Below are 13,436 nucleotides of genomic sequence, written 5' to 3'. Positions count from 1 at the left end.
CGTATTTATCAATACCTTTTTCTTATTTTCCGCTCAATTGTTGTATACTCTTTTCAATAGTCGCTATTTTAGCCAATGCATCAGCTTCCTTTTTGCGTTCGTTATCCACTACCGCTGCAGGTGCCGAACTTACAAACTTCTCATTAGAAAGTTTCTTGCGCACTGAATTTAAAAAGCCCTGAGTATACACAAGCTCCTCCTGTAGTTTCTTTAACTCTTCTTCTACATTCACAGCCCCTTCCATCGGAATAAAGTACTCATTAGCCTTCACACGGAACGACATAGCCCCTTCTATAGCAGCCTTCACCTCCGTAATAGCCTCAAGACCTCCCATTTTAGTTATAACAACATTAAAACGAGAAGAGGTTTGTTCCTTATTCAATACCGAAACACTCAGCGGCGTTTTAAAAGGAATGTTTTTCTCTTTGCGTACCGTGCGGATACCCGCTATCACCTCAGCAGCAAAATCAAATTCGGCTAACAATTTTTCGTCATACGGCTGTACAGCAGGATAAGTAGCTACGATAAGAGCCTGCTCAGGAGTACGAGTTGCCAAGTTCTGCCATATCTCCTCTGTAAGGAATGGCATAAAAGGATGCAACAGCTTCAGTAAATTCTCAAAAGCCGCTACCACGCCCTCGTAAGTCGCCTTGTCCATAGGCTTGCCATATTCAGGTTTCACCATTTCTAAAAGCCACGCACAAAAGTCGTCCCAAGCAAGTTTATAAATAGCCATCAAGGCATCCGAAATACGATATTTCTCAAAATGGTCTTCCACCTCAGTGAGTACTGCATTAAATTTAGCGTCAAACCATTGCAAAGCAAGCCCAGCCGCAGCAGGTTGTGCTACGCTGTTATCCACCTGCCAACCTTTCACCAATTGAAAAGCATTCCAAAGTTTATTGCCGAAGCCTTTCCCTTGCTGGCAAAGCGCCTCGTCAAATAGCAAGTCATTACCCGCTGCCGATGAAAGCAACAAACCTACACGCACCCCATCAGCGCCATAGTCAGCTATCAGTTTAAGCGCATCAGGCGAGTTACCCAACGATTTCGACATCTTGCGGCGTTGCTTGTCGCGCACCAATCCCGTCAAATATACATTGCTAAACGGACGCGCCCCTTTGTACTCATAGCCAGCCACTATCATTCGTGTTACCCAGAAGAAAAGAATATCAGGACCCGTTACCAAATCGTTGGTAGGGTAGTAGTAGTTTATTTCAGGATTGTTAGGCTCTAAAATGCCATTAAAAACACTCATAGGCCATAACCAAGACGAAAACCACGTGTCAAGCGCATCCTCATCTTGTCGCAAATCATCTTCAGTAAGCTGTGCATTGCCACTCTTTTCTTTAGCCAAAACAAGTGCTTCAGCTTTCGTTTCAGCCACTACAAATTGGCTCTTACCCTCGCCGTAGTAGTAAGCAGGTATCTGTTGCCCCCACCATAGCTGACGCGAAATGTTCCAATCGCGTACGTTTTCTACCCAATGGCGATAAGTATTCTCAAATTTTTTAGGATATAATTTGATGCTCTCATCCTCCAATACCGCTTTTATAGCAGGCTGAATCAGCTTGTCCATTTTTAGGAACCACTGGTCAGAAAGGCGAGGTTCTATCACAGCCTTAGTGCGTTCTGAGGTGCCTACTTTATTTGTATAACTCTCTTTTTTAGCCAACAAACCCTTCTCTTCCAGTTCAGCAACTATTTCCTTGCGCACCACAAAGCGGTCTTTGCCAGCGTAGTGCAAACCATACTGATTCAGGCTTGCATCGTCATTAAAAATATCAATCACTTCCAGTTGGTGCTTGTCGCCCAACACCTTGTCGTTAGGGTCGTGAGCAGGAGTAACCTTTAGGCAGCCCGTACCAAATTCAGTGTCCACATATTCATCTTCAATAATCGGAATCACACGATTGCAGATAGGCACAATAGCCTTTTTGCCTTTCAGGTGCTGCCAACGCTCATCATTAGGGTTGATACAGATAGCTGTATCTCCAAAAATCGTCTCCGGACGTGTAGTAGCAATAATCAAGTAATCGTTTGTACCCTCAATTTGGTATTTCAAATGATACAAAAATCCTTGACGCTCTTCGTAAATCACCTCCTCGTCCGATAACGTAGTTTTAGCCTCAGGATCCCAGTTCACCATACGATGCCCACGATATATTTCACCTTTGTTGTACAAATCCACAAACACCTTTATTACCGAAGCCGACAAAGGAGCATCCATAGTAAATTTAGTGCGCTCCCAGTCGCACGAGCAACCCAATTTTTTGAGTTGTTCAAGAATAACGCCCCCATATTGGTGCGTCCATTCCCAAGCGTGTACGAGAAACTCCTCGCGAGTAAGGTCAGATTTTTTTATACCCTGTTCTTTTAGTTTTGCCACCACCTTAGCTTCTGTAGCTATCGAAGCGTGGTCAGTACCAGGCACCCAGCAAGCATTGAAACCTTTAAGGCGTGCACGGCGTATGAGCACATCCTGAATAGTATTGTTAAGCATATGTCCCATATGCAATACCCCCGTAACATTAGGAGGCGGAATTACAATAGTGTAAGGAGTACGATCATCGGGCGTAGAGTGAAAGTAATTATGGGTAAGCCAATAAGCATACCATTTTTCCTCTAAATCAGTAGGGTTATATTTCGTAGGTTCTGTCATATGTTAATTTATCTATTTGTCTTTAATTATCAAGATTTGTCAAATCAAGAAACATCTGCCGAATCTCTTCCTGTTCATCTTTTTCAGTTAGAAACTCAAATCCTGATTTCTGATAAAAAGGTAAAGCAGCTTTGTAAGCATCTACTGTAATTAATCTACAGGCTATCGTTTTGTTAAGCTCTATACAATCATCAACTATATTGTCAACAAGTATTCTGCCTAACCCCATCCCCTTATAAGTCTTGTCAATAGCCAAACGCCCTATTTTCACAGCAGGAACACTCTTCAAATGGCGTTTAGGATGAGGTATCAAATAGCTTAAGAACTTTTTGTATTTGCTTTTAGAAGGAAAATCTTCCTCTTTGAGTTGCAAACTATCATTTAGTATACTATAGTAGCCTAAAGTGCGTTCCTCATTTTCAACAATAAAAGTGGTAGCAAGTAATTCTTTTTGGTATAATAATGCTTTATTGAACAAAAAATCATTCAAATCATCATCTCCACAGTCAAAAGGTTTGATTGGGTAATTTTCTTTTAGTTGAAAGAAAGATAAACCCTCTAAGCTATTTCTTTTCAACATCAGGTCTTTCTTTAAAAATTGATTTTAAACGTTTTGCATTTTCACGAATACTTTCTCGTGTAATCCCTTTTTTCTCTAAGTTCTCTTTAAAGTTCGCCAACTTGTTGTAGAACTGAATCACTTCTTCACCCTCAAGCACAGGGGTAGGTAAAATATCTCTAGCCATAATATTTATTTGTCATTAATTATCAAGATTTGTCAAATCAAGAAACATCTGCCGAATCTCTTCCTGTTCATCTTTTTCAGTTAGAAACTCAAATCCTGATTTTATATAAAAAGGTAAAGCAGCTTTGTAAGCATCTACTGTAATTAATCTACAGGCTATCGTTTTGTTAAGTTCTATACAATCATCAACTATATTGTCAACAAGTATTCTGCCTAACCCCATCCCCTTATAAGTCTTGTCAATAGCCAAACGCCCTATTTTCACAGCAGGAACACTCTTCAAATGGCGTTTAGGATGAGGTATCAAATAGCTTAAGAACTTTTTGTATTTGCTTTTAGAAGGAAAATCTTCCTCTTTGAGTTGCAAACTATCACTTAGCACACTATAGTAGCCTAAAGTGCGTTCCTCATTTTCAACAATAAAAGTGGTAGCAAGTAATTCTTTTTGGTATAATAATGCTTTATTGAACAAAAAATCATTCAAATCATCATCGCCACAGTCAAAAGGTTTGATTGGGTAATTTTCTTTTAGTTGAAAGAAAGATAAACCCTCTAAGTTATTTTTTCTCAACATCAGGTCTTTCTTTAAAAATTGATTTTAAACGTTTTGCATTTTCACGAATACTTTCTCGTGTAATCCCTTTTTTCTCTAAGTTCTCTTTAAAGTTCGCCAACTTGTTGTAGAACTCAATCACATCATTTCCCTCCAAAATAGGAGTAGGTAAAATATCTCTAGCCATAGTATCTCTAAATTATTTTTGTTTGTCATCTTCTTTTTCTTCTTTCTTAAACAAAGCTTTTAAACGTTTTGCATCTTCTTGAATTACTTCCCAAGTAATCCCTTTTTTCTCTAAGTTCTCTTTAAAGTTCGCCAACTTGTTGTAGAACTCAATCACTTCTTCACCCTCAAGCACAGGGGTAGGTAAAATATCTCTAGCCATAATATCAAATAATTAATTCGTTAATCTCTTTTCAAACCACAAAAGTACTACTTTTTTCCAAACCACCCCAATTTTTATAAGGATTTTTACTAAGCATCGCATTGTAGTAGCGAGCATCGCCAGTAACCTCTTCTCCCAGCCATTCAGGGCGTTCAAAAGCAGTGTCTTTAGTAGCCAATTCTATTTCAGCAACTACAAGCCCCTCGTTATCTTTGTGAAACACATCCACCTCTATACAAGTATTTCCATTAGGCACCACATACCGAGTTTTGTCTATTACCCCCTCTTCACATAGTGCCAATAGTTGCACAGCCTCTTCAGCCTCTATAGGTTTTTCCCATTCAAAGCGAGTCGTCCCATCGCAGCTACTAGCCCCCTTAATGGTTATAAAACCTACATCACCTTTCAGTCGTACCCGCACAGTACGTTCAGGAGCCGAGCACAAATACCCCTGAGTAATACGCATCTTTTTAGTAGCCAATGTTTTAAAAACATCACCACACACCCTAAATTTCCTTTCAATCTCCTCCATATCCATTTATATTTTAAAACACACCCATTTTCTAATTTTCTAATTCCCTAATTTGCCAATTCCCCATTAAACTGCACCTCATATAAGTTCTTGTAGTAACCATTAGGCAGCTGCAGCAACTCATCGTGAGTGCCCACCTCCACAATTTCACCCTTGTCAAGTACAATTATTTTGTCAGCTTTTTTTATTGTTGTAAGGCGGTGAGCAATGATAATAGAAGTCCTTCCCTGAGTGATTTTCTCCGTAGCCTCCTGTATAAGTTGTTCCGAGTGCGAATCTACCGATGAAGTAGCCTCATCAAGTATCAATATTTCAGGGCTATGCACATACGCCCTCAAAAAAGCAATCAGCTGTCGTTGTCCTGCCGAAAGCATCGCACCCCGTTCCTTCACGTTGTAGTGGTATCCATTAGGGAGGCTACACAAGAAGTCGTGTACCCCAATACGTTTAGCAGCTTCCACTACCGCCTCCTCGCTGATAGCAGGATTTTTCAGCGTAATATTGTTCAAAATACTGTCTGCAAACAAAAATACATCTTGTAGTACAGTCGCAATATGATGGCGTAGCGAATCCAAAGTAAACTCCTTGATGTCCACCCCATCAATATAGATAGTCCCCCCTGTAAGGTCGTAAAAGCGATTCAGCAAATTCACTATCGTTGTTTTTCCAGCACCCGTAGCCCCCACTATAGCCACTGTTTCACCGCGTTTCACCGTAAAGCTAACCCCGTGCAATATCTCCTCATTGTCAATATATGCAAACCTCACATTTTCAAACCTTATACAATCTTTCAAGGGCAACAATTCTTTGGTGCCACCCTTTTCCATATCCTCTTTGCTTTCCAGTATGGCAAACACACGGTTCGAAGCGATAATCCCCATTTGTAAAGTGTTAAATTTATCTGCTATATGCCTAATAGGGCGAAACAATTGCTGCGAAAATTGTATGTATAAGAAAATATTACCAAGGTCATACAGCGAATTATTCACCAGCTGCATACCCCCAAACCACACAATCAGCGCAATAGTTACCGAGACCGCTAAGTCACTAATCGGAAAGAAAATAGAGTTATACCATATCGTTTTCAGCCACGCACGTTTGTGTTTTTCGTTTATTTGCCGAAAACGCTCCTGTTCGTGCTGTTCTTCAGCAAATAGCTGCAACACCTTCATCCCCGATATACGCTCTTGTACAAACGAGTTCAAGTTAGCCACCTCGTGGCGCACCTCCACAAAAGCTGCTTTCATCGAACGCTGAAACCACCGTGTCGCCAGCAATATCAGCGGAAGCACTGCAAAGCTGATAAGTGCCAATCGCCAGTCTATCACAAGCATCACCACTGCTATTACCAACATTTTCAGCAAGTCGCTCACCATTTCAAACAAACCCGAACTGAAAATCTCCCCAATCCGTTCCATATCATTCACCGCCCGTGTTACAAGCACCCCCACCGATGAGCGGTCAAAATAGCGCATCTTAAAGCGTAGCAAGTGGTTAAAAAGCCCAGCTCTGATGTCTCGTACCACTGTTTGTCCAAGCCAATTCGAGTAGTATGAAAACAAAAACTGCATCAGCACCTCAGCGCATAGCAAAGCCACCAGCCAATAAATAATCCGTACCAAACCCTCATAGTTCTTAGGTGTGATATAATTATCTATGGCAACCTTTATCAAATAAGGCTGAGCGGTCGAAAATAAAGATGATAAAATAACAAATGAAGCCACCGCCAAAAACACCCATTTATAAGGTTTTACAAAGTGCCAAAGCTGCTGAAAGGTTCCCTTCGCCGATTGTTTCTGAGTCATAAGCAATGTTTTAGGCTGCAAATATACAAAAATAAATAATTACCCACCCCACTCCAATTTGTCATTAGTCATTTGTTATTTAAAAAAAAATCCTACCTTTGCACTCATTATAAGCAAATTATTATGATGAATAAGAATACAGTATTAGGCTGGGCAGCTCTGGCAATGGTAGTGATAGCCCTTGTACTATTTGCTCTCGCCGCTTTCAAGTACAACGAAGTCGCAGGCTGGGGCTTTGGCACAGTAGGCGTGGGCTTTCTTGCTATAGCGTGGGTTTTCAACGCCCTCAAAGGAAGAGTGTAAAATAAGCAAACATTAAGAAGTAACTCCTTCAGATAAATCAGAAAAAAATAAATATATAAAAAATTTATGAATAAAATACCAGAAGAACACTATGTGAAACCATTCCAACAACAAACCTACCTCATCAATGGCAAATTACGCACTTGGAACGGCGATTTTACCAATATATACTCCACAATTTCCTCTACCGAGCAGTATGCACCCACATTGTTGGGGAGTGTACCCAATCTCGGCAAGGAACAAGCACTCGAAGCCCTACAATCAGCCTGCGATGCCTACAACAAAGGTAAAGGACTATGGCCTACAATGAAAGTCAAAGACCGCATCGCTGCACTCCTCAAGTTTGTCAAACTGATGGAAAAAAAACGCGATGAAGTGGTAAAACTAATGATGTGGGAAATCGGTAAAAGCCTCGCCGACTCTCGTAAAGAGTTCGACCGTACCACCGAATACATCTACGACACCATCGAAGCCTATAAAAAATTAGACAACGAATCTTCTAAGTTCCAACAACGCGATGGCGTATATGCCCTCATTCGCCGTGGTCCATTAGGCGTTGTCCTATGCCTCGGACCCTACAACTACCCACTCAACGAAACCTTTGCACTCATCATTCCTGCCCTCGTAATGGGCAACACCGTCATTTTCAAACCTGCCAAACACGGCGTACTACTTTTCTCTCCTATATTAGAAGCCTTCCAAGAAGCCTTCCCGCAAGGTGTTATCAATATTCTATACGGAAGAGGACGTACAGTAGCTCCCCCTATTATGCAAACCGGACGAATCGATGTGCTCGCCCTTATCGGAAATAGCAAAACAGCTATCGCCCTACAAGACGAACACCCCAACAAAAACCGACTCCGTTTAGTATTCGGATTAGAAGCCAAAAACCCAGGGGTTGTCCTCCCCGATGCCAACCTCGACTTTGCCGTAAGCGAATGCATCAAAGGAGCGCTATCATTCAACGGTCAGCGATGTACAGCACTCAAAATCCTATACGTACACCAAGATATTAAAGATGAATTTATCAAACGTTTCGCTGAAAAAGTAGATGAACTTAAATTCGGAAACCCTTGGGAAGACAACGTAATGCTCACACCACTACCCGAAGTAGAAAAACCAGCCTACATACAAGAGCTCATAGACGATGCCCTTGCCAAAGGTGCTACCATACAAAATAAAAAAGGAGGACAACGCACCGAGAATTTCATCTTCCCAGCAGTGTTGTACCCTGTAACCAAAGAAATGAGAGTCTATTCCGAAGAACAATTCGGGCCACTCGTGCCTATCAAATCTTTCACCCATAGCAGTGAGATTATCAACGAAATTGCCGACTCCAAATACGGGCAACAAATAAGCCTCTTTGGCGAAGACCCTAACACCTTAGCACCTCTTATTGATACCCTTGTCAATTTGGTATGCCGTGTCAATCTCAACAGCTTATGCCAACGAGGGCCTGATGTGTTCCCTTTCACTGGGCGAAAAGACTCTGCTGTAGGAACACTTAGCGTACACGATGCCCTACGCTCGTTTTCTATACGCACATTCGTATCCTTCCAAAACAACGATTACAATAGGCAAATAGTCGATAACCTACTAAATACCAACACCTCCAATTTCATCAATACCGACTATATATTGTAATCCCAATAACAAAAAACAACCTTCCCCCTTTATAACATACAAAAGCACCGCAAGCATAAAGGCAAGCGGTGCTTTTGTATAAGGTTATTATAGGTTATTTAGCAGTTATATAACTTTGATAAGTAGGAAGCAATGCTTTATAAGCCGCTACACTACTTGCAGGCACATAGATATGCTGAATCCTATTTTCCTCAAAAATAGTTTTACTATTCTTATCACTTTTTATCGGAGGTGTAGTCCCTTCAAAAGTAATGGTAGTGAGACGATTATCCTGAAAAGCCCGTTCTTTTACTTCTTTAATAGTAGCAGGGATAGTAAGAGTAGCTAATTTATTGTGATCGAAAGCACTTTTTCCAATTACCTGTACACTATTAGGAATGTTAACTGAAGTTAATTCACCAACAAGAAAAGCTTCATCTTCTATAGTAACCACCGAATTAGGTATGGTAATCGTAGTAAATGCGTTTGCTTGAAAAGCATTCTTAGGAATAATAGTAATACTATTAGAAATAACTACGGATTTCAAAGCATTAAATGCAAAAGCTCCTTCGCCTATACTCACTACACTATTAGGTAATATAAGAGAACTTATCCCTCTATTCATAAAGGCTTCTTTCCCTATATGAGTTACTTTATTAGGGATTGGAATTATTATTTCATTCAGTATAGACTCTGCTGTGAAGAAATCGGTAGCAAAAGCTCTATCGCCAATAGTAAGTAGGTTTTCAGGCAAAACAACAGTTATCAAACTTTTCTTATCCTCAAAAGCATAGTTACCAATAGCGGTTACATTTTTCAGCACTGGGTCAGCCTGCATATCAAGGTTTTTAGTCTTATTATTTTTCCACTTCACCAATGTTTTACCGTCAGGGCTTAGTTCATAGTCAGCAGCGGTGATAGGTTGGTCAGGTTCTTCCTCTTCCTTATTACCCCCTAAACCAATATAAGTAGTAGGCCATCCAGTAGCGGTTTTAGGCCCGTAAAGGCGTTTGTTGACGGTATCTATATACCAGTCACCTTCTTTACCTTTGTCAGCGGCAGGAGCACCATTGCCAGAATGTATTTTAGTGCCTGCCTCACCAGCAGCACCATTATTACCGGGCGCACCTTTTAGGCTTACAGGAGTGCCCCAGCCCTCAGCGGTCTTAGGCCCATAAAAATCATAGACAGGAAGTCTCAAATAATAATCACCTACATTACCCAAAGTAGCGGTAGGAGTTTCAGTACCCGAAAGAATAGTATTCCCTTTTTGTACTTCTACAATTGTTTTTTCTTTAGTGCAGTTCACCAATGCCATAGGAGCTGCTATCGCCATCACGATATAAATAAAATTCTTCATTTTTCTAATATTTAATATTTTCTTCTTCTGATTCAAAAAGAATACTTAATGACTGGATCATTGTAATAAGTTCTTCAAATAGCTTTCTAATATCGTCTGGCTCAGAAATTGAAAGGTTCTTTCTTGGAATCCCTAATCTTGTAGCGAGCTCATCTAAATCAATCCCCTCTCCACCATTAGTTGCAGGTAAAATGATTAAAGCAACAAAATAATTTTCAGGAGTAACACCCGAAGCTTCCATTTTTGCCTTAATTTTTGCCACAAGTTCATCAAGAGTGATTGCAGGAAATTCTGCTTCTCTATTCTGAATAAAATCAGAATTAAATAGTGGGAATAACCATAGTTCTGCAAATAAATCAATAACAATGGTTCTAAGTTTTTGTTTCCTTTTAGGGGTATTTTCACCCGTTTGAGGAAGTTCTTTTTCAACTAACCTAATATCGTGAACAACCCCATTTATTGGTTTCTTAAAAAGAAGATTCCATCGTTCTTTATCTAACCGGCTACGTAGATACTTTGCTACATAGTACTCTATGAGAGTTTGGGGAGGAGTAAATGTATAAGGACTGGTCTCAAAAATATCAGGTTCGTTATATTGGTCTGCAATCTCTATACTTTTTTTCAGCAACTCGTAAATATCCATTATAAAGTTACTTAAACTTTTTTTCATTCCCTCCTCTATACCATTAAAAACTTGGGTATAACCTTCACTTATACAATCAAAATCTGGAAATTCACTCTTAATCCTTTCCTTTATTGATCCATTTTTTGCATCTTTTATATTTGTAATTAATGCTGCCATTATTCTTTAGTTTTAACTTTTTTCTAATTATACTATTTCAATTCAACCCTCACTATAAAGTTGTTTCAGCATTCCATTCTTCTATTTGATATCTTAAAAAAAATGGAAACTCAGAATACTTTTTATAGGTCTATTACTTTTAATTTTAAAAGATATAGTACTTTTACAATTGTTTGTTTGCTAAGATTAGGGAGAGGAAAAAGTGCTTTTACCCTCTCCCTTTTATGTTCTTTGTAATAAATGTATTACACTAGTTTTTGAAGCACTGCAAACTCTTCCTCTGTAAGGCTTTCACTATACAATCCCTGTGTTTGCCAAAGACCACTTTCCTTAACCTTTGGTTCAGTAGAAAAATTACCTAACCACCCTTCAGATGCTTTTATTTCACCTGCTTTAGCTGCATTAGAAAGAGTTCCAATGAGTTTTTTCTCCCATTTTTTACGATCTTTTTCCTCTTCTACTGCAAAAACTACAAAAGTTACTTTTTTTCTAATGTGAGCTACAGCTTCCTTAGTTATTTGTGCTTCAAGTACCGAATCTACTTTCCCTGCCACTTTTTCCTGCGCTTCTTTTGCAGTGGCATTTACATTCCAAACTTCAAAATAAGGATTATTTTCCTTATTTAGTAAAGCATCACCCACTCTTTGAAGGAAAATGCTACGGTTTTTGTTTTCGTTTACATAATGTTCTTCTAAGCGTTTGAAAAGGTTGTTGTCTCCATTGTGAGTTCCCACTCTCACTATACGATCTAAACCTTCAAAAGTTTCTCCTTCCTCAAACATTACATAAATGCCATTAGCTGGAATTTGTTCCTTTTCCGCTTCAAAAGGATAACTAAAACATTCAAGCGAGTTAAATAACTCGTGTAATCTCAATGTTAATGATTTCTGCATACTATTTAAATTTTCATTTTCAAATGTTAAATATTGTAGGCGCTGACCTATCCTCATTCCTTTTAAAGGAAGTTCAATATTTGTCAAACAATCCTTAATAGGTTCTATATATTTTTCGCCCGCGAAGACAATAAATTTATCTTCCTTAAGATTAGCAACCTCTCTTAATTGCTCTATAACCTTTACTCCCCAAGCAGTTCTATCTTCCTTACGCATTTTATTAAGTGTTTCATTGTAAGGCTCTATCACTTTATCAAGAGGCAATAGATGATGCTTAGCCGAAAGTATATAGATAGCATCATCAGGCACTAATTTTTTAGCATATGCCAAACTTTTTCTAAATAGAGGACTTTTATACATCTTTTCAGCCTCTATTGCTGTATTTTCTTTCTGAGAAACACACGAAATAAGTACAATTGTTTTCATATTTTGCTATGTTTTAAATATTTAATCATTATTGCTTTTCACTTTATATATCATACAAAAACACTCTTTATTTACTATTTTTAGCAACTTTATTTTGTTATAAATATAACATATCTCATAACTGTCAGATTTTCAGTATAATAAACATTTTACTTTTATATACTTTAAACTAAAAAATTCAGTACAAATCTATATTTGCCTGCAAAAATAAAAAATGTAATCCTTTATAAACTTAAATTCCCCCCGCTGGCGCAAGCTTGCAGCTTGTGCCCAATTCAAAATTCACAATTCACAATTCTCTCCCCGTCCTACCCGTCCCACAATTCAAAATTCCCCCAATTCAAAATTATTAACTTTTCACATCGCAAAATTAGACCCCACAACAAAAATAAAAAAGTCCAATCCTTTACAATAATTGTGTAAAAGTTTTGTCCAAATTTGTACAAATAAATTTTTTGTTATATTTTTGCTGCCCAATTTTTTCATATCTCCCCTTTTAGATATACAAACTCTATAGGATAAACGAAGATTTAACCACTAACAAGTAAAATTGCCCGTACGGCTCGCACCTAACCACTAACACCTAAATCAAAATGGATTACCAACAGCATATTACAAAACTACAAACAGAAGTTAATCGTGCCTTTGGGCGCACCGTAACCTCTGTATATGATTTTGAACAACTCGCCGAGAAAATACAACTTTCCGTACAAACCCTACGCCGCTTCTATGGCAAAATAGATAAAGATAAACAACTCAGTATTTCAAGCTTAAACCTCATTTGCAACTACATAGGTTATGCCGATTGGCAAAGCTTCTGCAACCCTATTGCCTATAGTCAGCCCAATACCCACAGCCTTATCAACGCCTTTTATGATACGGTAGCCTTCTCAGGAGCCACTTTTTTCGATCAGAAATTGCGCGATACCCACGAAGCCTATGCCGAACTCATCCTCAAAGATATTCCCTACGCCTACAGCTTTTTAGAACGTTATAAGGCACATCCCGTTATTACCCAATCACTATACCCTTGGTTCCCCTACTACGACCAGATGGCACACATTCTATGTTAATATCCAAATTTTAAAAGGTATTTTTTTTGATTTTTTTGTATTTTAGAACAAATTTTTGCCCAAAACATCACCTATAGCTTAATTTATTTAAGCTATTATTTTATTGTTATTCAAATATTTAAGAGTATTAATACACTCTTTTTCCTCTTATGCTACGGTAGCATATTTATATATGTCTACATAAGGAGTTCCTCTCTTGATTACTGCAAAAGCAATATTTACAAGTTTAAACTTTATGTTATTGCTTATCAGCAAAATATGCTTCCCTTGC

The 13,436-nt window shown here is 38.7% G+C and carries 14 protein-coding genes; 3 read left to right on the top strand and 11 right to left on the bottom strand.

Going from position 1 to position 13,436, the window contains the following annotated elements:
• Positions 1–22 precede the first annotated feature (22 nt).
• From J4N46_RS08430 to J4N46_RS08395, 8 genes are read right to left on the bottom strand one after another with little or no spacing between them, the layout of a single operon-like run.
• The gene (locus J4N46_RS08430) at positions 23–2,662 is read right to left on the bottom strand and encodes a valine--tRNA ligase (protein WP_208058933.1); all 2,640 of its coding nucleotides are present in this window, start codon (positions 2,660–2,662) and stop codon (positions 23–25) included.
• Positions 2,663–2,684: 22 nt separating this feature from the next.
• Positions 2,685–3,242: a GNAT family N-acetyltransferase gene (locus J4N46_RS08425; RefSeq protein WP_208058932.1), complete on the bottom strand. Its 558-nt coding sequence runs from the start codon at positions 3,240–3,242 to the stop codon at positions 2,685–2,687.
• The gene (locus tag J4N46_RS08420) at positions 3,226–3,408 is read right to left on the bottom strand and encodes a hypothetical protein (RefSeq protein WP_208058931.1); all 183 of its coding nucleotides are present in this window, start codon (positions 3,406–3,408) and stop codon (positions 3,226–3,228) included. Before J4N46_RS08420 ends, J4N46_RS08425 begins: the two co-directional genes overlap by 17 nt.
• Positions 3,409–3,423: 15 nt before the next feature.
• Positions 3,424–3,981 (bottom strand): GNAT family N-acetyltransferase, encoded by a 558-nt coding sequence (locus J4N46_RS08415; protein ID WP_208058930.1) that lies wholly within the window; start codon positions 3,979–3,981, stop codon positions 3,424–3,426.
• Positions 3,965–4,147, bottom strand: a complete 183-nt coding sequence (locus J4N46_RS08410) for a hypothetical protein (protein WP_208058929.1) — start codon at positions 4,145–4,147, stop codon at positions 3,965–3,967. Before J4N46_RS08410 ends, J4N46_RS08415 begins: the two co-directional genes overlap by 17 nt.
• Positions 4,148–4,159: 12 nt before the next feature.
• Positions 4,160–4,348, bottom strand: a complete 189-nt coding sequence (locus J4N46_RS08405; RefSeq protein WP_208058928.1) for a hypothetical protein — start codon at positions 4,346–4,348, stop codon at positions 4,160–4,162.
• Between the two features lie 31 nt (positions 4,349–4,379).
• Positions 4,380–4,880, bottom strand: a complete 501-nt coding sequence (locus tag J4N46_RS08400; RefSeq protein WP_236013894.1) for a CYTH domain-containing protein — start codon at positions 4,878–4,880, stop codon at positions 4,380–4,382.
• A gap of 47 nt (positions 4,881–4,927) precedes the next feature.
• Positions 4,928–6,685, bottom strand: a complete 1,758-nt coding sequence (locus tag J4N46_RS08395; RefSeq protein WP_208058926.1) for an ABC transporter ATP-binding protein — start codon at positions 6,683–6,685, stop codon at positions 4,928–4,930.
• Between the two features lie 126 nt (positions 6,686–6,811).
• Between J4N46_RS08395 and J4N46_RS08390 the strand changes: the two genes are divergently transcribed.
• Complete coding sequence (locus J4N46_RS08390) at positions 6,812–6,988, top strand: CAL67264 family membrane protein (RefSeq protein ID WP_208058925.1); 177 nt, start codon at positions 6,812–6,814, stop codon at positions 6,986–6,988.
• A gap of 66 nt (positions 6,989–7,054) precedes the next feature.
• Entirely contained in the window at positions 7,055–8,632 is a 1,578-nt protein-coding gene (locus J4N46_RS08385) for an NADP-dependent glyceraldehyde-3-phosphate dehydrogenase (RefSeq protein WP_208058924.1), read from the top strand.
• Between the two features lie 94 nt (positions 8,633–8,726).
• On the opposite strand, the gene J4N46_RS08380 is transcribed toward J4N46_RS08385, so the two are convergent.
• From J4N46_RS08380 to J4N46_RS08370, 3 genes are all read right to left on the bottom strand, one after another.
• Positions 8,727–9,971 (bottom strand): leucine-rich repeat domain-containing protein, encoded by a 1,245-nt coding sequence (locus J4N46_RS08380; RefSeq protein WP_208058923.1) that lies wholly within the window; start codon positions 9,969–9,971, stop codon positions 8,727–8,729.
• Positions 9,972–9,975: 4 nt separating this feature from the next.
• A complete protein-coding gene (locus J4N46_RS08375) occupies positions 9,976–10,773 on the bottom strand; it encodes a hypothetical protein (protein WP_208058922.1) in 798 nt (265 codons plus the stop codon).
• A 245-nt stretch (positions 10,774–11,018) separates the two neighbouring features.
• The gene (locus J4N46_RS08370) at positions 11,019–12,092 is read right to left on the bottom strand and encodes a DUF6884 domain-containing protein (RefSeq protein WP_208058921.1); all 1,074 of its coding nucleotides are present in this window, start codon (positions 12,090–12,092) and stop codon (positions 11,019–11,021) included.
• Positions 12,093–12,685: 593 nt separating this feature from the next.
• Between J4N46_RS08370 and J4N46_RS08365 the strand changes: the two genes are divergently transcribed.
• The gene (locus J4N46_RS08365; protein ID WP_236013892.1) at positions 12,686–13,165 is read left to right on the top strand and encodes a hypothetical protein; all 480 of its coding nucleotides are present in this window, start codon (positions 12,686–12,688) and stop codon (positions 13,163–13,165) included.
• The last annotated feature ends 271 nt before the right edge of the window (positions 13,166–13,436 follow it).

The organism is Capnocytophaga bilenii (assembly GCF_017565765.1).
GTDB classification, from domain to species: Bacteria; Bacteroidota; Bacteroidia; order Flavobacteriales; family Flavobacteriaceae; genus Capnocytophaga; species Capnocytophaga bilenii.
Note: the sequence above shows the minus strand (reverse complement) of the source record. Positions and strands in the feature narration are given on the sequence as shown.